The organism is Caballeronia arationis, assembly GCF_001544975.2.
Classification (GTDB): domain Bacteria; phylum Pseudomonadota; class Gammaproteobacteria; order Burkholderiales; family Burkholderiaceae; genus Caballeronia; species Caballeronia arationis.
This window is the reverse complement of the sequence record NZ_FCOG02000107.1, coordinates 1-20,224: the sequence shown is the minus strand read 5'-3', so window position 1 is coordinate 20,224 and position 20,224 is coordinate 1. Positions and strand designations below refer to the sequence as shown.

The window sequence follows — 20,224 nt, the reverse complement described above, 5'->3', positions numbered from 1 at the left end:
ACCTCTCGTCCAGCGAAGCGAAAACGGATGAATGACTGCTGTGCCAACTCGTTCACTGCGCGATGACACAGTGCGTGCCGCGCACCAAGCCCCTCGGTCTTTTGAGGGCGACACTTAGGCGCTGCGCCACTCGGTATTGCTAGTGCGTTGACGTGCGGTGACTGCTGCCTAAAAAAGCTGCTTTCTTTGCTTACTTTCTTTGCAGCAGCAAAGAAAGTAAGTCCCGCCCCGGACAGCGGCAGAGCTAATAGACCACTAAGAAATCAAGTTCCATGAAAGCGCAGCAAACATCAAACCGGTGTAAAAAAAAGCGCCAGCGACCTAGACCGCTGTAGGAGTAACAGCAAAGTCCGGCGTGTCGGTAGACGCATAGTTGAAGGTCACATCGCGCCAGGTATCGAGCGCCTGCTTGAGCGGCGAGCACCACCGCGCGGCGGCCTCGAGCAACTCGGGGCCCTCCCGAGCGATATCGCGTCCTTCGTTACGCGCCTTGACGATGGCCTCAAGGGCAACGCGGTTGGCCACTGCACCGGCCTGAATCCCGCCTGGATGCCCGATCGTTCCGCCGCCGAACTGCAGGATGCAGTCGTCGCCAAAGAGGTCGATCAGCTGATGCATTTGCCCCGCATGAATGCCGCCCGATGCCACCGGCATCACCTTGCGCAGTCCGGCCCACGGCTGATCGAAGAAAAGTCCGCGCGACAGATCAACATCGTTGCGCGCCTCGCGGCACACGTTGTAGTAGCCCTGCACCGAAAGCGGATCGCCTTCCAGCTTGCCAACGGCGGTACCCGCATGTGCATGATCGACGCCCGCCATGCGCAGCCACTTCGCGATCACACGAAACGAAATGCCATGGTTACGCTGCCGCGTATAAGTGCCGTGCCCCGCACGATGCAGATGCAGGATCATGTCGTTCCTGCGCGCCCACTTCGACATCGACTGGATCGCCGTCCAGCCGATCACGAGGTCGATCATCACGATGCACGAGCCCAGTTCCTTCGCGAACTCGGCGCGTTCGTACATGTCCTCCATCGTGCCAGCCGTCACGTTCAGATAGTGACCCTTCACTTCGCCAGTCTCGGCCTGCGCGCGGTTCACCGCCTCCATCGAAAAGAGATACCGGTCGCGCCAGTGCATGAACGCCTGCGAGTTGATGTTCTCGTCGTCCTTCAGAAAGTCGAGGCCGCCCTTCAATCCCTCGTACACCACCCGTCCGTAGTTCTTTCCCGAAAGACCGAGCTTCGGCTTGACCGTCGCTCCAAGCAGCGGCCGTCCGTACTTGTCGAGCCGTTCGCGCTCGACGATGATCCCCGTCGGCGGGCCCTGAAACGTCTTCAAGTATGCAACCGGTATGCGCATGTCCTCCAGCCGCAACGCCTTCAACGGCTTGAACCCGAACACGTTGCCGATGATCGATGCCGTCAGGTTGGCAACCGAGCCTTCCTCGAAGAGATCGAGTTCATAAGCGATGTACGCGAAGAACTGCGGCTCGCCCGTCGCCGACGCGGGCACCGGCTCCACGCGATACGCCTTCGCGCGATACATGTCGCAGGCGGTAAGCCGGTCGGTCCAGACGACGGTCCACGTCGCCGTCGACGATTCGCCCGCCACCGCTGCCGCCGCTTCCTCCGGCTCGACGCCCGGCTGCGGCGTGATGCGAAAGAGCGCGATGACGTCGGTGTCCTTCGGCGTGTAGTCGGGCTGCCAGTAGCCCATCTCGCGATACTTCATGACACCTGCCGCATAGCGCGAACGCGGATCCTGCGGATTGCGGACCGCCTCGACGGCGGCTTTGCTGAAGTCGTTCATTGCGGTTCCTCGAGAGTGTTGGCGGTGGTTGGCCGGCCGAACCTGCTTCTGCCTGCTGAGACTGCAGAGTAGGCGCGGCCTCTCTCGAAGGGAATTCACGAATTTCTTGTGCGGCCTTAAACGATCCTTTTACCGCGGGTTATTGCCTATGATGCGAATGGAACACTTTGCTGCGTTTCCGCGACAGTCATCGTCGAAAACGTGCGCCCGTTCCATTCGCCATCACTCGCCGTCGAATTGGCATGGGGCTTGCGTAGTGAACGTCGCCCGCGCGTTCCGGCGAGCAATCGACGAAGCGCAAAGGCATCGGTTGAACCACCAACGAGGAGGAACGTGTATGCAATGGACTACCCCTAGCTTCACCGATATGCGTTTTGGTTTTGAAATCACGATGTATATCGCCACCCGTTAATCCCGCACTGGCCGCGATGAGCGGCTCTCGTGCGGGATCGTTTCATCCGTAGTCCAACCTGCCGGCTCAAAGCCTGCCGTTACGACCAGCGTTCCCCGCCATGATCTTCGAAACGATCGTCACGACCGCGGCGCGCGATGGCCGGCCTCACATTGCGCCGATGGGCGTGCGCTTCGAGGACGACATCGCGATCCTCGCGCCTTTCCGTCCCTCGACGACGCTCGACAATGTCCTCGCCACGCGCGCTGCCGTGATCAATCTCACGACCGACGTGCGCGTCTTCGCGGGCTGCGTGACGGGCGTGCAGCGCGACTGGCCGACGTTGCCCGCGAGCCGCGTCGAAAGCGTGAGGCTCGACGGATCGCTTGCGCACATGGAACTGCGCCTCGACGAAGTGCGCGACGACGACGAGCGTCCCGTGCTGAGAATGAAGTGCGTGCATCGCGAGACGCACGCCCCGTTTGCCGGCTTCAATCGCGCGCAGAACGCCGTCGTGGAAGGCGCAATTCTCGTGAGCCGGCTTTTCATGCTTCCCGCCGACAAGGTGGACAGCGAGATGGCCTATCTTCAGATTGCCATCGACAAGACCGCCGGCGACGCAGAGCGCATCGCGTGGAACTGGCTGAAGGAAGCGGTCGCGCGACATCGAAGCTCGAACTCAGGCATCAGCACTTCATCCCACCAGCAGTAACGGAGATACCCATGACCGCCTTGCTCGCGAGCGTGCGCTCGTCCGCTGAAGCGCTGGACGCCGCGCATGCCGGCGCCGCACTGATCGATCTGAAGGAACCGGGCGCGGGCTCGCTCGGCGGCGTGGCCGTCGACGAGATCGCGCGCATCGTGCGCGATCTGCGCTCGCACTATCCGGTGAAGCCGATCAGCGCGACCATCGGCGACCTGCCGACCGGCGCCTTCGACGAAATCGCCGCGCGCGTGATCGACGTGAGCAATGCGGGCGTGGACTACGTGAAGGTCGGCGTGACGCCGGGGCCGGATGCGGCACGCTGTCTCACGCTGCTCGCGAGCCTGCCCGCCTCGGTCGTGCCGGTGCTGCTCTCGGACGACGGCGCGGACGAAGAACTCGCGGCGTTCGCGGGAGGCCTCGGCTTTGCGGGCATCGTCTTCGACACGGCGAGCAAGGACGGCCGCACGCTCTTCGATTGTGTCGATGGGCCGACGCTCTCGCGCTGCCTGTGCGCGGCCGGTGCGCGCGGATCGATGACGTGCGTGGCGGGATCGCTCGGCATGGCGCAGCTCGCGCAGATTCGCGCGCTCGGGCCGGATATCGCGGGCTTCCGGACGGCGCTCTGCGACGAAGCGGAAGGACGCGCGGGAAGGCTCGATCCGAAGCGCGTCGCGCAACTGGCCGACGCGCTGCATCACGCGGAGCAGGCGGCGGGCGTCGCGTAAGGCGGTGCCAGCCGCCGCTTCAGACCACCGGCACGTTCAGCAGGCGGTCGCGCATGACCGCCAGGTCACCCTTGTTGAACATCTCGACGACGTAGTTCGCGTCCTTCACATGGCCGACGAAACGCGCGTCCACGACGCCGCTCGCCGCAAGCGTTTCGAGCGGCGCGCTCGCATCGACGGGGCATGACTTCACGACCATCAGACGCTCGGCGTTGAGCGACGTCGAGAGAATCGCCGCGAGACTGTCGGACGTGGTGTCCCAGTTGGTGGTCGTATCCGGCGCGATGCGCATCAGGCCGGTCGGCACCCACACCGCGACGCGGCCGTCGCGCAGTGCGCTGCGGATCCGTTCTTCGCTCGACGCCAGCACGAGTTCCGGAAGGATGCCCTGCATCAGGATCGCGTACTGCGCCATCGCGAGCAAACACATGTTGTGCGCGACGAGATCGTCGACCCGCCAGTCGAGCTGGTACTGGCGAACGGCGTCCGCGAAATCGGCGCCGCCCGGCACGATCACGACGCGCCCGCCTCCTACTTCCCAAAGCTGCGTGAGCCATTCGCGCAGCGCCGGGTCGTGACTCAGGCTTCCCCCGATTTTCACCACCCACATGACGTGTGTCCTCGCTTTGTCGTGACTGCTTCGATGCCGCGCCCGTCGTGCCATCCGATGGTTCGCGCACCCTGTCCGTCGCCGTCCGCCGTCGTTTCCCGATTGTCGTTTCCCCGCAGCCGTCGCGTACGCCTTTTCCGCTGCGCGCACGGCCATCTGCACCGGGAAACGTTCCCGTTTTCACGCCGCCTTCGATTCTCCCTCTCTGCCCGCGCGCGGCTCTTCCTTCGAGGTCGCCAAAGCTGCCAGCAATCCGACGGCCACGCTCGGCGCACACGTCGCGGCCCATTCGCCGAGCTCGGCGGTTTCGCCCGCGGCGCCTCGGGCAGCGCCCGCCAGCATCGCAAAGTCGACGTAGCTGCGCGCGTCCTGCCGCGCCAGCGCCGCTGCCAGAAAACGCCCGCATCCCGCCCCGACGATCGGTGCCGCCGCCAGTTCCGGATGCGCCGAGCACACGCGCGCGAGGCTCGCCTCGATCGCGCGCATCTGCTCGCGGCGCCACTCGTCGGCGAAACGGCGCCAGTCGGCGTCGCTCCCATCGGCGGCATCGCGGCCGATCATGCGGGCCATGCGCGCACGGCTCGCGGGCTTCGTCTTCGGGCCGTTGTCGGCGCTCGGATGCTGGTCGTGCGGCGGCCACAGTTCGTCCGTCAGACGATAGATATCTGCGCTCGTCGCGAACCATTCGTTCATCACGCTCGTCGTCTCGCCGCGAAACGCGATGCGATGCGCGATCCCGCAGAGCGGCGTGCGCACCACGCCCTGATACACCAGTTCGCCCGCGACGAGCCGCTCGGCATCGGTCGAGCCGCGCGCCGCGACCTGGCCGCCGACGATCGGCACGATGTCCGTCGTCGTGCTGCCGATGTCGATGAAGAGCGCATCGGAAACGCGGGTCGCGACCCATTGCGCGCTCGCGTGCCAGTTCGCCGACGCCACCTTGCGCCAGCCGTCCGCACATGCGGAACGCGCGAGCCAGCCCGCCGCGCCCGCGTAGAACAGCGTGCGCGGCCCGAGCCGCAGAGCGAGCACGCTCGCGAGCACGCGCACGCCTTCGGCGCGGTTCGCGAAGAGATCGACCATTTCGCCCGTCATCGTGACCGCGTGGCGCGCGGCGGCATCGCCCGCGGCGGGCCAGCGCTCGAACACGGCATCGATCGCGCGTTCCAGATGCGCGAGCCCCTGCCACAGCGGACACGCCCATTGCGCGACATCGGCGAGGATGCCCGCGCGGCTCGCCATCGACACCTTGACATGCGCGCCGCCGACGTCCCAGCCGAAGACCGGTGCGTCCGAGGCGTTCACGAGAGCCCTCCGAACGCGCGAAAGCGCGGTTGCGCGTCGGCCTCGAAGCCGGCGACGCCGTGCGCCGCGAGCAAGTCGCGCGCGAGGTTGTGCTTCTGGACCCGCGACTGTCCCGCGTATGCGACCGTCAGGCGCGGGTTCACTTCGATCACGACCGGGCCGCGCTCGCGATGCCACACGAGGTCGATGCCGGCGAAGCCCCGCAATCCCGGCAGCGCCGCGACGACGCGCTGTGCGAGCGCGTCGAGCGTGCGTCCCTGCACGCCGCGCCGGTCGATGCGGTCGATGTCCACGCCGCTGAACTCGACGACGCGTTCGTTGCGGCCCTCGGCGGCGGCGTCGGGCAAGCCGATGCGCTGGCGGTTGATCGACAGAAGCGTCGCTCCGCGCTCGCCGCACAGGAGCGACAGGCTGAGCGGCTCGCCGTCAATCCATTGCTGGAGCACCGGATTGCGGCCCGCCTCCGCGCGTGCCTCGTATTCCGCAACGGCGTGGCCGAGATCGTCGAAAACATAGGTGTCGAGGCCGCCGGCGCCGTCGTCGGGCTTGACGACCCACTTGCCGCCGTCGACAGCCGTAGCCGCATACGGTTCGAGCGCGGGCGTCGTGACGATGCCGCGCGCAGCCAGGCACGCCGCCGTCGCGCTCTTGCTCGATGTCACGCGAATCGACTCCTTCGAGCAGCCGAGCCAGCGCGACGCGCCGACCGCATCGTAGAGCCGCAGCAACAGGCCGTCGCATTCCGGCGCGACGATCCACGCGTAGTCGTGCTCGCGCGCGATGCGCGCGACGAAGCGCGTCATCGGCTCGCCGGGCTCGGCGACGTGGCGCACCGCGCCCGCGTCCGCGCCGGCCGATTCGAAGCGCGAACTCGCGTACGAAACCTGCACGCCCTCCACTTCGCGCAGATCGGCGACGAGCGCATCGCGCATCACGCGGCCCTCGACGATCAGCGCACTCAGATCCGCGAGGCTGCCAGCGCCCGCGACTTGCGGGTCGATGCCGCCGCCCGTCAGATATTCGAAAACAAAGATTTTGGTCAAAATGAGAGACCCGTCGCAGGTGATGCCGGTTGTCGATTGTGAACGGCTCACACAATATCCGTGCCATGTGGTGCGGCGCGTCATAGGCATCGGCCTGCTGTCATCCGTCTGCAAGGCGCTGTTGCTGTAAGTGTTCGCCGGGTGACACTGTGTTCCAGAAGGACGCACATTATGTTCGGCCAATGCGATTGTCCGCTCGCGGTCCGGTCGAAGGACGCGGCATGCATCGATCCCGGGCGTCGAAGCACCGGGGGCACGCAAGCGCAGCGCGGGCGCGCCATGCAAAACCGGCATGGACCTTGCTCAAAGGGGCGCCATGCACGATCCGTCTCCCAATACTTCGAGTGCCGGCCAGCCGGGCGCCCACGTCGCGCCTGCGCCGTCACCTTCATCGTCGCCTGCGCAGTCCGACCCGGCCGCCAACGCGGCCAAACGCGCGGCCACAGGCGACTGGACCTGCCCGTTTTGCCCGCTGCTATGCGACGACATCTCGTTAGACTTGCGCGGCGACGACAGCCTCGCCGCATCGAACACCGACTGCCCGCGTCTTGCGCGCTCGATTGCGCGCTTCGGCGCCGCAGATGCCTCGTGCACGCCGACGATCGACGGCGTGGCCACCGATCCCGAGTCGGCGCTCGCTCGCGCCGGGGAGATCCTGTCGCGCGCACGCCGGCCGCTCTTCGGCGGCCTCGCGACCGACGTAGCCGGCGCCCGCGCACTGTATGAACTCGCGGCCCACGCGGGCGCGGTGCTCGACCATCTGCACGGCGACGCGCTCGCCGCTTCGACGCTCGCGCTGCAGGATCGCGGCTCGTTCTTCACGACGCTGTCCGAAGTAAGATCGCGCGCCGATCTCATGGTCGTGTTCGCCTGCGAACCCGCGCTGCGTTATCCGCGCTTCTACGAGCGCGCGTTGGGCGGAATCGAACGCGAGGTGACGGTGAGTTTCATCGCGTGTCCCGTCGATCCGGCCGTGGCCGCGCTGCCCCATATCAGCACCGATTCGATCCTCCCGGACGCCGATCCGTTCGACCTGCTCGCGCAATGGTCGGCGCTGCTCGAAGGACGCGGCATCGCGGAGCGCGACTTGTCCGCGCTCGCCGACCGGGTTGCCGCCGCGCGCTATACGGTGTTCGTCTACGAGCCCGCTGCGTTGCCGCAGCCGCACGCGGCGCTTCTGATCGAAGCGCTCAACCGCATCGTGAAGGCTGTGAATCGCACGACGCGCGCTGGCGGCCTCGCGCTCGGCGGCGACGACGGCGCGCTCTCCGTCAACCAGGCGATCACGTGGCTGTCGGGCTTTCCGCTGCGCACGCACGTCTCGATGACCGCGCCGCTCGATCACGATCCTTATCGCTATCGCACGGAAGCGTTGCTCGCCGATGGCGAAGCCGATGCGCTCCTGTGGATCGCGAGCTTCGGTCCGGAGCCGCTGCCCGCGTCGCTCGCGGACGACGTGCCCGCCGTCGTGCTCGGGCATCCGGCGCTCGCCGATGCGCTCGGCAAGCGCAGCGCGCCCACGGTCTTCATTCCGGTGGCAACGCCTGGCATCGACAGCGGCGGACATCTCTTTCGCATCGACGCGACGGTCGTCGCGCCGCTTCAGGCCGCGCGCGGTGCATCGCTGCCGACCGTCGCCGACATCGCGCAACAGCTCGCGCAAAGGAGCCGTCCATGAGCCTCGCGCGGCTTCGGGGAGGCGTCGTCTACGATCCCGCGAACGGCGTGAACGGCGAGCGCCGCGACGTGTACTTCCGCGACGGACGGATCGTCGATGGCGCCGCCAATGCACCCGTCGATCACGATTACGATGCTTCCGGCATGGTCGTGATGGCGGGCGGCATCGACCTGCATTCGCATATCGGCGGCGGGAAGACGAACCTCTCGCGCCTTTTGCTGCCCGAAGACCATCGCGCCGACGCCGCGCCCTTTACCGCGCCGGATCCGGACGGCAAGTATCTGCGCTTGCCGTCATGCGGCGTCTGCACGCCGGGCACGCTCGCGACCGGCTACCGCTACGCCGAGATGGGCTACACGGCCGCCTTCGAGCCCGCGATGATGCCGTCCAACGCGCGCCACACGCACCTCGAAATGGGCGACACGCCGATCATCGATCACGGCGCCTACGTGATGATGGGCAACGACGAGCTGTTCCTGCAGATGCTCGCCGCGCGCGACGACTTCGAGCGACTGCGCGACTACATCGGCTGGACGATCCACGCGAGCAAGGCGCTCGGCGTGAAGGTGGTGAATCCGGGCGGCATCTCGGCGTTCAAGTTCAATCAGCGCTCGCTGAACGTGGACGAAGGGCACGTCCACTACGGCATCACGCCACGCGAGGTGCTCGCCACGCTCACGCGCGCGCTGACCGAACTGCGCGTGCCGCATCCGCTGCACGTCCACGCGAGCAACCTCGGCGTGCCGGGCAACATCGACTCGACGATCGCGACGATGGACGCCGCCGACGGCCTGCCGATCCACCTCACGCACATCCAGTTCCACAGCTACGGCACGGAAGGCCCGCGCAAGTTTTCGTCGGGCGCGCGCGCCATCGCGGAGGCTGTGAACGCGCGGCCGAATGTCTCGATCGACGTCGGCCAGATCATCTTCGGGCAGACGGTCACCGCATCCGGCGACACTATGATGCAGTTCAGGAACGCGCCGCTCGCGAACCCGCGCAAGTGGATCGTCGGCGATATCGAATGCGACGCGGGCTGCGGCATCGTGCCGTTCCGCTATCGCGAACAGAGCTACGTGAACGCGCTGCAATGGATCATCGGACTGGAGATTTTCCTGCTCGTCGACGACCCGTGGCGCGTTTCCATGACGACCGACCATCCGAACGGCGGCCCGTTCACGAGCTATCCGCATCTGATCCGCCTTCTGATGGACAAGTCTTTCCGCGACGAACAGCTCGACCGTTTGCATCCGGAAGCGAAGGTTGCGAGCGCGCTGCCGGACCTCAAGCGCGAGTTCTCGCTGTACGAGATCGCGGTCATTACGCGCGCGGGACCGGCGCGCCTGCTCGGGTTGAAGGATCGCGGCCATCTCGGCGCGGGCGCGGCGGCTGATATCGCCGTCTATCGCGACGAGCCGGATCGCGAGCGCATGTTCACGTCGCCGGCCTATGTGTTCAAGGACGGGCAACTCGTCGCGGAGGACGGCACGCTGGTCGCCGCGCCCACGGGCGGCATCCACTTCGTTTCGCCCGAGTTCGACCGCGGCATCGAGAAGACCCTGCGCGCGTTCAGTGAAGTAAACCTCTCGGGCAACTTCGCGCACGCCGCCATCAGCGACGACGAAATCTGCGCCTGCTGCCGAGGCGGGCGCCTGTTGCCGGTTGCGTGTTTCGACCACGCGTGAGCGCCATGCAAATCAACGACACGCTCATCGACGACACCTTCGCGGAAGCCTTCCCGATGAAGGCGACACGCCTCGTCATCACCGCGCATACGCCGGCGTGGGCGCGCAACGCAGCGCTGTCGCTCACGGGCTTCGCGACCTCAGTGATCGACTGCGGCTGCGAGGCGGGTATCGAACGCGACCTCGCCGCGAGCGAGACGCCCGACGGCCGGCCGGGCATTTCGGTGCTGATGTTCGCGGTGTCGTCGAAGGAACTGGCGAAGCAGATCGGACGGCGCGTCGGCCAGTGCGTGCTCACCTGTCCGACGACCGCGGTCTACAGCGGCATCGACCCGGCGACGAGCCGCGCGCCGCTCTCCGACAACGCGCCGCTCGGCAGCGGCCTGCGTTTTTTCGGCGACGGCTGGCAGATCTCGAAGATGCTCGACGGGACGCGTTACTGGCGCGTGCCGGTGATGGACGGCGAGTTCGTCTGCGAAGAAAGCACGGTTACGGTGAAGGCGGTCGGCGGCGGCAACCTGCTTTTTCTCGCGCGCGACATCGACTCGGCGCTCGCCGCTGCCGAAGCCGCCGTGGCCGCGATGCACCGGCTGCCGAACGTCATCACGCCGTTTCCGGGTGGCGTCGTGCGCTCGGGATCGAAGATCGGTTCGAAGTACGCAGGCGCGACCGCCTCGACCAATGACGCGTTCTGTCCGACGCTGATCGGCCTGTCACGCAAGAGCGAACTCACGCCGGACGTCGCGTGCGTGCTGGAAATCGTGATCGACGGATTGACGGATGCCGATGTCGGCGCCGCGATGACGGCGGGCATGTCGGCCGCGTGCGAACTCGGACGTGCAAAGGGCGTGCTGCGCATCTCGGCGGGCAATTACGGCGGCAAGCTCGGGCCTTACCACTTTCGCCTGCGCGAACTCGCTGCGGGCATCGGCGGAGCGCGCGGATGAGCACGATCACGCTGAGCGTAAAAACTACACTGGACACGCGCATCGACGGGTCGAATTTACAGCCTGCGGCGTTGTCGGCGCTTTCGGTCGACGAAATCGCGCGGATCGAACTGCGTGCGGGCAATGAGGCTCTCGCGCTCGGCGACCTGTTCGACGTTGCGCGCGAGGATGGCGAGGCGCCGGCGCTCGTCATCGAAGGCGATGCGCGCCGGATCGACCGGCTCGGCGCGAACATGAGCGAGGGGCGACTCGCGGTGAACGGCGCGGCGGGCGACTACGCGGGCTTGCGCATGACGGGCGGCGAGTTGCGGATCGCGGGCGACGCGGGGCGTTTCGCAGGCTGCGAGATGAGCGGCGGACGGCTGACCGTCACCGGCCGCGCGGGCGACTTCGCCGCCGGCGCGCTCCCGGGCGACATGGAAGGCATGACGGGCGGCACGCTTACGATCCACGGCAACGCTGGCGCCCGTCTTGCGGACCGGATGCGTCGCGGGCTCGTGCTGGTCGGCGGGGACGCGGGCGATTTTGCGGCGTCGCGCCTTATCGCGGGGACGGTCTGCATCGCGGGGCGCGTCGGCGCACACTACGGCTATGGCATGCGGCGCGGCACACTCCTGCTGATGCGCGATCCCGGGCGCCTGCCGCCGACCTTTACCGAAGGCGGCCACGGCTTCCAGGTCTTCTGGTCACTGTTCGTGCGGTCGCTTGCGCGGGAGATCGCGCCGTTTTCCGCGCTCGATCCGCGCGTGCCGCCGCGGCGTCATGCCGGCGACCTGGCGGTGGACGGACGAGGGGAATTGCTGATCGCGTAATCGTTCTCACGCGATAAGAATGGAACGAGCGTCAGATGAGGATGAGAGCGTGCGCGCGAGCGCTGGCGAAATCTGCGGCATTCGACGAGGAGTCTCGATATGGACACTGCGCAATCGCCCGGTGCGACGCGCGAAACGGATAAACGGGCGGGCGCTCACGTGCAGCGCTTTGCCCGGCCGCTTGTCGTGCTGCACTGGCTGATCGCGCTTTGCATCATTGCGATGCTTGGCATCGGACTGTATATGGTGGGCTTGCCGAAGGGACTGCCGTTCAAGTCGACGGTAATCAACTTCCACAAGTCGTTGGGGATGACGGTTTTCCTGCTGGTGCTGATCCGCATCATGGTACGCATGGCTTACGGTCGTCCGCCTCTGCCGCCGATGGGAGCGTGGCAACGCGCCGCCGCGAGCACCACGCAGGCTCTTTTATATGTCGGCATGGTCGCGATGCCGTTGACCGGGTATCTGGGATCGTCCTTCAACAAGTACGGGACGAAGTTCTGGGGGTTGTCGCTGCCGCAATGGGGACGCGACGATCCGCATTTGCGGGAGGCTTTCTTTACCGCACACGGCGTGATTGCATGGGTGATGATCGCGCTGATTCTGTTGCATTTTGCTGGGGCTATGAAACACCAGGTGATCGATCGTGATGGGCTCTTGCGGCGCATGTGGACGTGATTTTTTTGCTGGCGCTTTTTGGACACCGTTTGATGTTTCCGGGCTTCTATGGAACTTCCATTCTTTGTGGTCTATTAGCCCTGCCCCTGTCCGGGGCAGGGCTAATAGACCGATAAGAAGGCAAGTTCCATGGGAGCACAAGCGCATCAAACGGCGTTAAACCCAACCCAAACCAAGGACATGTCTGAATGAAGATCAAAGTGCTCGGCTCATCCGCCGGCGGCGGCTTCCCGCAGTGGAACTGCAACTGCCGCAACTGCGACGGCGTGCGCAAACGCACGCTGCGGGCGACTCCGCACACGCAATCCTCCATCGCGATCAGCGAAACCGGCCACGACTGGCTACTCGTGAACGCCTCCCCCGACATCCTCGCGCAGATCGCCGCGAACCCTGAACTGCAACCCGCGCGCCGCCCGCGCGATTCGGGCATCGCCGCCGTTCTGGCAATCGACGCGCAAATCGATCACGTCACCGGCCTCCTGATGCTGCGCGAACGCGACACGCCGCTGCCGCTCTACGTGACCGATCCCGTGTGGCAAGACCTCTCGACCGGCTTCCCCATCACGTCGATCCTCTCGCATTACTGCGGCGTCGAACGCCATCGCATCGCGCTCGACAAGGAAGCGCTCTCGGTGCCGGCGCTGCCAAACGTGCGCATCGACGCCCTGCCGCTCACGAGCAAGGCCCCGCCCTACTCGCCGCATCGCGAAGCGCCCGAACGCGGCGACAACATCGGCCTCATCTTCACCGATACCGTCTCGAACAAACGCGTCTTCTATGCGCCCGGCCTCGGCGCCATCGAGCCGCACGTGTACGAGGCAATGTCGAACGCGGACCTGATCCTCGTCGACGGCACGCTCTGGACCGACGACGAAATGATCCGCCTCGGTCTGTCCAAGAAGACGGGCGCGGACATGGGACACCTCGCGCAATCGGGCGCGGGCGGCATGATCGAAGTGCTCGATTCGATCGACCGACCGGGCGCGCGCAAAGTGCTCATCCATATCAACAACACGAACCCGATACTCGTCGAGGACGGCCCCGAACGGCGCATCCTCGCCGAACACGGCATCGAGGTCGCGAGCGACGGCATGACGTTCGAATTATGAACAGGCACGGAGAATCATCGATGCAGAAAGAGACACAAGCCGCCTGGACCCGCGAGGAATTCGAAGCGCAATTGCGCGCTAAAGGCACGGCGTACCACATTCATCATCCGTTCAATGTGAAGATGAATAGCGGCGGCTGTTCGCGCGAACAGATCCGCGGCTGGGTCGCGAACCGCTTCTACTATCAGATCAACATTCCGCTGAAGGATGGCGCCGTCATCTCGAACTGCCCCGATCGCGAGACGCGTCGCCGCTGGGTGCTGCGCATTCTCGATCACGACGGCTATGGCGACAACGAGGGCGGCATCGAAGCCTGGGCGCGGCTCGGCGATGCGGTCGGTCTCACGCGTGACGAACTCTGGTCGCTCGAACACGTGACGCCGGGCGTGCGCTTCGCCGTCGATGCCTACGTGAACTTCGCGCGCCGTGCGCCGTGGCAGGAAGCGGTGTGTTCGTCGCTCACGGAGATGTTCGCGCCGCAAATCCACAAGGACCGGCTCGCGACCTGGCCCGAGCACTATCCGTGGATCGAGCCGGTCGGCCTCGCCTACTTCCGCTCGCGCATCTCGCTCGCGCAGCGCGATGTCGAACATGGACTCGAAGTGACGCTCGATCATTTCACGCGGCGCGAACAGCAGGAGCGTGCGCTCGAAATCCTGCAGTTCAAGCTCGACATCCTCTGGACCATGCTCGATTCCATCGAAAAGGCGTTCCCGCAATGAACGACGAAGCGCATCGCCCGAAGCTAAAGAAGCTGTTCCGCCTGCAGTGGGAACCGGCGCAGGACGCGCACGTCCTGCTCTACCCGGAAGGCATGGTGAAGCTGAACCAGAGCGCAGCGCAGATCCTTCTGCGCTGCGACGGCACCCGCGACCTGCCCGCGCTCGTCGCCGATCTCGAACAGGCGTTCAACACGACCGGGCTTGATGCCGACGTGCGCGCGTTCGTCGCCGGCGCGCAATCGCGCGGCTGGCTGGAGTAAGAGCATGACCGATCTCTCGCAACCGATGACCGAAGCAAAGCCGGCGGCAATTGCGCCGCCGCTGTGGCTGCTCGCCGAACTGACCTACCGCTGCCCGCTGCATTGCGTGTTCTGCTACAACCCCGTGAACTACGCGGACCACAGCAACGAACTCACGACGCAGCAATGGATCGACGTGCTGCGCGAGGCGCGCGCGCTCGGCGCGGCGCAACTGGGCTTCTCGGGCGGCGAGCCACTCATGCGCGACGATCTGGAAGAACTCGTAGGCGTTGCGCGCGGCCTCGGGTTCTATACGAACCTGATCACGTCGGGCATCGGGCTGACCGACAAGCGGCTCGACGCGCTCAAGGATGCGGGACTCGATCACATCCAGTTGTCGTTCCAGGACTCGACGCAGGAGCTCAATGACTTCCTCTCCAGCACGCGCACGTTCGACCTGAAGAACCGCGTCGCGCAGGCGATCAAGGCGCACGACTTTCCGATGGTCCTCAATTGCGTGCTGCATCGCTACAACCTGCCGCACGTCGACAAGATCATCGACATGGCGCTCGCGATGGGCGCCGAGTATCTCGAACTGGCTAACACGCAGTACTACGGCTGGGCGCACACGAACCGCGCGCAACTGATGCCGACCGCCGAGCAACTGAAGGAAGCGGAAGCGGTGGTCGAGCGCTATCGCCGGGAGATCGGCGACCGGTGCAAGATTTTCTTCGTCGTGCCCGATTACTTCGAGCGGCGCCCCAAGCGCTGCATGAACGGCTGGGGTTCGGTGTTCCTCGGTGTCGCGCCCGATGGCGCCGCATTGCCATGCCACACCGCGCGCTCGCTGCCGGGTTTGACGTTCCCGAACGTGAAGGACCTGCCTCTGCGCGAGATCTGGTACGAGAGCGATGCGTTCAACCGCTTTCGCGGCTTCGACTGGATGAAGGAGCCGTGCCGCAGTTGCGAAGAGAAGACCATCGATCTGGGCGGCTGCCGCTGTCAGGCGTATCTGCTCACGCAAGACCCGGCCAACGCCGACCCGGTTTGCGACAAGTCACCGCATCACGAGAGCGTCGTCAAGGTCGTGCGCGCCGCAGCCGCGCGCGAGCCGAACGAGCAACCGGTCATCTTTCGCAACGATGCCAATTCGCGGCGCTTCACGTCGAAAAGCGCCGCACCCGACGATCCGCCCAAGGGAGCGCGAACATGATCACCGCCGACATCTCCGTCCTGCTGGTCGACGATCACGCGGTCGTGCGCGAAGGCTACCGGCGTCTGCTCGAACTGAGCCCCGACGTGCGCGTCGCGGGCGAGGCCGGCAACGCGTCCGAAGCGTATCAGCGCTTCTGCGCGCTTCGGCCGGATGTTGTCGTGATGGATCTCGCGTTGCCGGGCGCGAGCGGTATCGAAGCGATGCGGCGCATGCTCGCGCGCGAGCCGGATGCGCACGTGCTCATCTTCAGCGTCCACGAGGAAGCGATCTTCGTGCGCCGCGCGCTCGATGCCGGCGCGCGCGGCTATGTGACGAAGGCGAGCGCGCCCGATGTGCTGGTTGAAGCCGTGCGCGCAGTCGCCAGGCGCGTCTGCTATCTGAGCGCGGATGTGTCGCAGGCGCTCGCATTGCGCACGACGTTCCAGGAAGGGCCGCCCGGGCGACAACTCTCGGCACGCGAGTTCGAAGTGCTGCGTCTGCTTGTACAGGGCTATACGCTGCCGAGCATTGCGGAGAAACTCGGGCTGAGCCAGAAGACGGTGGCGAACCATCAGTCGACGATCCGCCAGAAATTCGGCGCCGACAACGGCGTGCAGCTCGCGCAAATGGCGAGCCGCCTCGGGCTTCACCTCTCCGAATTCGCCGGCAACGCGCCCTCGTTCGGCTCGCTCGGTCCGCTCGGCTCCGGCACGCCTGCGTGAGCTGACACGCGAGCGCAGAAGAGAAAGCCGTCGCCGGGCTGGCTCGCGATGTGGAATTCCCCGCCGAGCGCTTCGACGCGCTCGCGCATGCCGATCAATCCCAGGCCGCGACGCGGCTTCGCGAGGTCCATGCCGGGACCGTCGTCCGCCATCGTGACCACGATCTCGCCCGTGCCCGAAGTCGCATCACCGCCCGGCGCGCGCACGAGATAGATCTCGACGCGCGAATCGCGCGCGAACTTCGACACGTTGGTCAATCCCTCCTGCACCAGCCGGTACAGCGTGATGTTGAGCGCATCGGAGAGCCCGGAAAAATCGCCGTCGACGGCGAGCGTGAAGCTCGCGTGAGGCAGCCGCTCGCGCCAGCTTTCGACGCAATGCTCGATAGCGGTCGGCAGGCCGAATTCGTCGAGGCCGATCGGCCGAAGGCGCCGGATCATTCCGCCGATCTCGCGGTACACGTGATTCGCACTCTGCATCAGCGCGAGCGACAGCCGGTGAATCTCGGGCTCGCGTTCCGCCGACAAATCGCGGATGCGCCCGGCATCGAGCGAGATGGCATTCAGATACTGGCCGAGTTCGTCGTGCAGTTCGCGCGCCAGATGCCGCCGCTCGGTCTCCTGCGCATTGAGCCCCTGCATCGCGAGACGCCGGTTGTCGGCGAGGAGCCGCTCGGCCTCTTCCTCCAGCGCCCGGCGGCGTCCCAGTTCCTGCTGCGACTCGCGATATCGCCGCCACGCTAACCACGCGCAACCGCTTGCGAGCACGACGAGCGTGCCAGGCAGCTCATCGAGCTGGAAGCGCTCGGCGCTGCGTGTCCAGTGATACGCGAGCTCGCTGAAATCGAAGATGGAGAAGAGCGCGCCCGCAACCGCGGTGAGCGCGACGACGAACGCGAGATCGCGCCGCACCATCGAGCGAGGCGCGGCGAGTTTCGCGGGCAACGGCAGGGGGTCGGGTGGCATCACGGAAGGCATTGTACGCATGGGCCTCGCCTCTCTCGGGTACGTGCAGCTTCGTTTGGGAACGTTTCCCAGCGCGATCGGGAGAACTTCCCGGGGCACTGGCGAAATCTTATGCGACGCTTACAGCAAAGGCTCAAGCCCATAAAACAAGAGTTCGGAGACGACGATGAAGAGCATGACGCGCAAGACATGGCAAGCGCATCCGTTCAAACCCCGAGCCACGTTGCGGCTCTGCTTCGGGGGCGCACTCGCGAGTATCACCGTCGGCGTCTGGGCACAGGCCGAAGCGCCGTCCGCAGCGTCCGCGGCCTCCGCGCCCGCCGCGGCATCGGAAGCCGCCCCCGCACCGGTGCAGGCAGAGGCGCTACCGTCGATCGTCGTGATCGGCACGACGCCTCTGCTTGGAGTCGGCACGCCGCTCGAAAAAGTGCCCGCGAACGTGCAGACGATCCGCGGACGCGACATCGAGGCCCAGCATCCGCAGACCATCTCCGATTACTTCGCGGCCAACGTCGTGAGCGTCGACATCAACGACGCGCAGGGTAACGGCTCGCAGACCGACATCAACTATCGCGGCTTCACGGCATCGCCGCTGCTCGGCACGCCACAAGGGATTTCGGTGTTTCTGGATGGCGTGCGCGTGAACGAGCCGTTCGGCGACGTGGTCAACTGGGACCTGATTCCGCAGGCCGCGATCAACATGATCCAGATCGTGCCGGGATCGAATCCGACCTTCGGCCTGAACACGCTGGGCGGCGCCGTCGTCGTGACGACCAAGAACGGCCGCAGCAATCCGGGCGGCAATGCCGAAGCGAGCTTCGGCTCGTTCGGGCGCAAGACCGCGCAGATCGAACAAGGTGGCGTGATCGGCAGCAACCTCGACTACTACTTCACCGCCAACGTCACGAACGATAACGGCTGGGCGGAACACAACGCGAGCAAGCTGCGCCAGGCATTCGGCAAGCTGCGCTACACCGACGCCGACACCACGATTTCGCTTTCGATGGGCGCCGCGGACAACACGCTCGACGGCAGCCAGACGATCCCGAAATCGTTCCTCGACAACCGCAAGCAGGCGTACACGTACCCCGACACGAACGAGAACCAGGTCGGCTACCTGACGCTTTCCGGCGATCACTACTTCAGCCCGAACGTCCAGCTTTCCGGCAACCTGTACTACCGCCACTATCGCAACAAGAACACGAGCAGCAACGTCAACGACGACTTCGGCACTGTCGAGGACGACGGCGACATCGACGAGCTTCAGGCGACGAACGACCAGTCGGTGATCGTCACCGACAGTTATGGCGGCAGCCTGCAGCTCACGCTGCTCAACAAGCTCTTCGGGCGCGACAACCAGCTGGTTCTCGGCGCGGCCGGCGACTTCGCGAATTCGCACTTCACGCAGGCGTCGCAGGATGCGTTCTTCACCGACACGCGCGCGACCGTGGGCATCGGCGGCTTTAATCCGCAGACCGATGCGAAGACGCGCAATCAGAACTGGGGCATCTACTTCGAGAATACGTTCTCGTTCAACGAGCAGTGGTCGATGACGCTCGCGGGGCGCTACAACTGGTCGAAGGCGGTGATCGGCGACGAGAGCGGCGTGCAACCATTGCTCGACGGGAACCATACGTTCTCGCGCTTCAATCCCGCGATCGGATTCAACTGGAACCCGACGCCTGCGTTCACGGCTTACGCAACGTATAACGAAGGCATGCGCTCGCCGACGGCGATCGAGCTTGCGTGCGCGGACCCGGCGGCGCCCTGTTCGTTGCCGAACGATTTCATCGCCGATCCGGAACTAAAGCCGGTGATCTCGAAGACGTTCGAAGTGGGGGCACGCGGGCGCCTCGGCAACGCGACGACGTGGAGCGCGGCCATCTACAGCACGAATCTCACGGACGACATCCAGTTCGTGAGCAGCGAAGGCGCGGCGAGCACGCTGGGCTTTTTCCAGAACGTCGGCAAGACGCGGCGGCAGGGGCTGGAACTTGCGGGGCGCACGCAGTATGGGCCGGTCGGCATTGCGGCGAGCTACAGCTATGTGAACGCCACGTATCGGTCGACGTGGACGGAGAGCAGCGGGAGCAACTCGAGCGCGGATGCCGACGGCAATATCACGGTGCATTCGGGCGACCGCATTCCGGGCATTCCGGCGAACACGGTGAAGGTGAGGCTTGATTATGCGGCGACGCCGAAGTGGAACATCGGCACGAACCTGAGTTATCGGGGCAGCATTTTTGCTCGCGGCGACGAGAACAATCAGGATGTGAACGGCACGATTTCGGGGTATTTCCTGATCGACCTCGATACGACGTACAACGTCACGAAGCAGTTGCAGGTGTTTGCTACCGTCAAGAATCTGCTCAACAAAAAATATTCGACGTTCGGGATTCTTGGAGAGAACTTCTTTAATGGACCGAATCATACGTTCAATGGGGCGGAGCCGGTCAATGAACAGTTCCTCGGGCTCGGTGCACCGAGAGGGGCCTGGGTGGGGATGCGGTATGCATGGAAGTGAATTGTTGCTGGGCGGCGCGTGGTTGAACACCGTCTGGGGTTGTCTTCGCTTCTATGGAACTTGATTTCTTAGTGGTCTATTTGCTCTGCCCCTGTCCGGGGCGGGACTTACTTTCTTTGCTGCTGCAAAGAAAGTAAGCAAAGAAAGCAGCTTTTCAAGCAGCAGTCTTAGGACGGCAACGCCTTTGAAGTACTGAGTGGACATGCCGCCTAAGTGTCGCCCTCGAAGAACTTCAGGGGCTTGGCGCGCGGCACGCACCGTGACATCGCACAGTGAACAAGTTGGCACAGCAGTCATTCATCCGTTTTCGCTTCGCTGGACGAAAGGTACATTCGTCGCGCGGTTGAGGTTCGCGG

19 protein-coding genes are annotated in these 20,224 nt (G+C 65.2%); 14 read left to right on the top strand and 5 right to left on the bottom strand.

Going from position 1 to position 20,224, the window contains the following annotated elements:
* Window positions 1–321: 321 nt before the first annotated feature.
* Complete coding sequence (locus AWB81_RS32800) at window positions 322–1,812, bottom strand: ribulose-bisphosphate carboxylase large subunit (protein WP_062641418.1); 1,491 nt, start codon at window positions 1,810–1,812, stop codon at window positions 322–324.
* Between the two features lie 337 nt (window positions 1,813–2,149).
* On the opposite strand from AWB81_RS32800, the gene pqqA reads away from it, so the two are divergent.
* From pqqA to AWB81_RS32785, 3 genes are all read left to right on the top strand, one after another.
* Window positions 2,150–2,224 carry a pyrroloquinoline quinone precursor peptide PqqA gene (gene pqqA / locus AWB81_RS48410; protein ID WP_008354335.1) on the top strand — a complete coding sequence of 25 codons (75 nt, stop codon included), beginning with the start codon at window positions 2,150–2,152 and terminating at the stop codon, window positions 2,222–2,224.
* A gap of 100 nt (window positions 2,225–2,324) precedes the next feature.
* Window positions 2,325–2,915, top strand: coding sequence for a DUF447 domain-containing protein (locus tag AWB81_RS32790; RefSeq protein ID WP_062641416.1), 591 nt, complete (start codon window positions 2,325–2,327; stop codon window positions 2,913–2,915).
* 11 nt (window positions 2,916–2,926) lie between these two features.
* Complete coding sequence (locus AWB81_RS32785; protein WP_062641414.1) at window positions 2,927–3,634, top strand: (5-formylfuran-3-yl)methyl phosphate synthase; 708 nt, start codon at window positions 2,927–2,929, stop codon at window positions 3,632–3,634.
* 19 nt (window positions 3,635–3,653) lie between these two features.
* On the opposite strand, the gene AWB81_RS32780 is transcribed toward AWB81_RS32785, so the two are convergent.
* The 3 genes from AWB81_RS32780 to AWB81_RS32770 form a co-directional block, all read right to left on the bottom strand.
* Window positions 3,654–4,244, bottom strand: coding sequence for an amino acid kinase family protein (locus AWB81_RS32780; protein WP_062641411.1), 591 nt, complete (start codon window positions 4,242–4,244; stop codon window positions 3,654–3,656).
* 180 nt (window positions 4,245–4,424) lie between these two features.
* A complete protein-coding gene (locus AWB81_RS32775; RefSeq protein WP_062641409.1) occupies window positions 4,425–5,549 on the bottom strand; it encodes a hydantoinase/oxoprolinase family protein in 1,125 nt (374 codons plus the stop codon).
* The gene (locus AWB81_RS32770; protein ID WP_062641407.1) at window positions 5,546–6,592 is read right to left on the bottom strand and encodes an ATP-grasp domain-containing protein; all 1,047 of its coding nucleotides are present in this window, start codon (window positions 6,590–6,592) and stop codon (window positions 5,546–5,548) included. The genes AWB81_RS32775 and AWB81_RS32770 overlap by 4 nt, the downstream gene beginning before the upstream one ends.
* A 292-nt stretch (window positions 6,593–6,884) precedes the next feature.
* On the opposite strand from AWB81_RS32770, the gene AWB81_RS32765 reads away from it, so the two are divergent.
* The 10 genes from AWB81_RS32765 (at window position 6,885) to AWB81_RS32720 (ending at window position 16,379) form a co-directional block, all read left to right on the top strand.
* Window positions 6,885–8,270 (top strand): molybdopterin-binding domain-containing protein, encoded by a 1,386-nt coding sequence (locus AWB81_RS32765; RefSeq protein WP_062641404.1) that lies wholly within the window; start codon window positions 6,885–6,887, stop codon window positions 8,268–8,270.
* Window positions 8,267–9,955: a formylmethanofuran dehydrogenase subunit A gene (locus tag AWB81_RS32760; protein WP_062641403.1), complete on the top strand. Its 1,689-nt coding sequence runs from the start codon at window positions 8,267–8,269 to the stop codon at window positions 9,953–9,955. The genes AWB81_RS32765 and AWB81_RS32760 overlap by 4 nt, the downstream gene beginning before the upstream one ends.
* 5 nt (window positions 9,956–9,960) lie before the next feature.
* Window positions 9,961–10,902 (top strand): formylmethanofuran--tetrahydromethanopterin N-formyltransferase, encoded by a 942-nt coding sequence (fhcD, locus tag AWB81_RS32755; RefSeq protein ID WP_062641402.1) that lies wholly within the window; start codon window positions 9,961–9,963, stop codon window positions 10,900–10,902.
* Window positions 10,899–11,714 carry a formylmethanofuran dehydrogenase subunit C gene (locus AWB81_RS32750; RefSeq protein WP_062641401.1) on the top strand — a complete coding sequence of 272 codons (816 nt, stop codon included), beginning with the start codon at window positions 10,899–10,901 and terminating at the stop codon, window positions 11,712–11,714. Before fhcD ends, AWB81_RS32750 begins: the two co-directional genes overlap by 4 nt.
* A 99-nt stretch (window positions 11,715–11,813) precedes the next feature.
* Window positions 11,814–12,392 (top strand): cytochrome b, encoded by a 579-nt coding sequence (locus AWB81_RS32745; protein ID WP_062641394.1) that lies wholly within the window; start codon window positions 11,814–11,816, stop codon window positions 12,390–12,392.
* A gap of 188 nt (window positions 12,393–12,580) precedes the next feature.
* Window positions 12,581–13,501, top strand: a complete 921-nt coding sequence (pqqB, locus tag AWB81_RS32740; RefSeq protein WP_062641392.1) for a pyrroloquinoline quinone biosynthesis protein PqqB — start codon at window positions 12,581–12,583, stop codon at window positions 13,499–13,501.
* Between the two features lie 20 nt (window positions 13,502–13,521).
* Entirely contained in the window at window positions 13,522–14,223 is a 702-nt protein-coding gene (gene pqqC / locus AWB81_RS32735; protein WP_096032076.1) for a pyrroloquinoline-quinone synthase PqqC, read from the top strand.
* Window positions 14,220–14,483, top strand: coding sequence for a pyrroloquinoline quinone biosynthesis peptide chaperone PqqD (gene pqqD / locus AWB81_RS32730; RefSeq protein WP_062641387.1), 264 nt, complete (start codon window positions 14,220–14,222; stop codon window positions 14,481–14,483). Before pqqC ends, pqqD begins: the two co-directional genes overlap by 4 nt.
* Window positions 14,484–14,487: 4 nt before the next feature.
* On the top strand, window positions 14,488–15,675 hold the full coding sequence (gene pqqE / locus AWB81_RS32725; RefSeq protein ID WP_062641385.1) for a pyrroloquinoline quinone biosynthesis protein PqqE: 1,188 nt from the start codon (window positions 14,488–14,490) through the stop codon (window positions 15,673–15,675).
* A complete protein-coding gene (locus AWB81_RS32720) occupies window positions 15,672–16,379 on the top strand; it encodes a response regulator (RefSeq protein ID WP_062641383.1) in 708 nt (235 codons plus the stop codon). The genes pqqE and AWB81_RS32720 overlap by 4 nt, the downstream gene beginning before the upstream one ends.
* Here AWB81_RS32720 and AWB81_RS32715 read toward each other — a convergent pair.
* On the bottom strand, window positions 16,304–17,344 hold the full coding sequence (locus AWB81_RS32715; protein WP_062641420.1) for a histidine kinase: 1,041 nt from the start codon (window positions 17,342–17,344) through the stop codon (window positions 16,304–16,306). The two genes, AWB81_RS32720 and AWB81_RS32715, sit on opposite strands and share 76 nt — an antisense overlap.
* Before the next feature lie 166 nt (window positions 17,345–17,510).
* Between AWB81_RS32715 and AWB81_RS32710 the strand changes: the two genes are divergently transcribed.
* The gene (locus tag AWB81_RS32710; protein WP_062641381.1) at window positions 17,511–19,868 is read left to right on the top strand and encodes a TonB-dependent receptor; all 2,358 of its coding nucleotides are present in this window, start codon (window positions 17,511–17,513) and stop codon (window positions 19,866–19,868) included.
* Window positions 19,869–20,224: the final 356 nt, after the last annotated feature.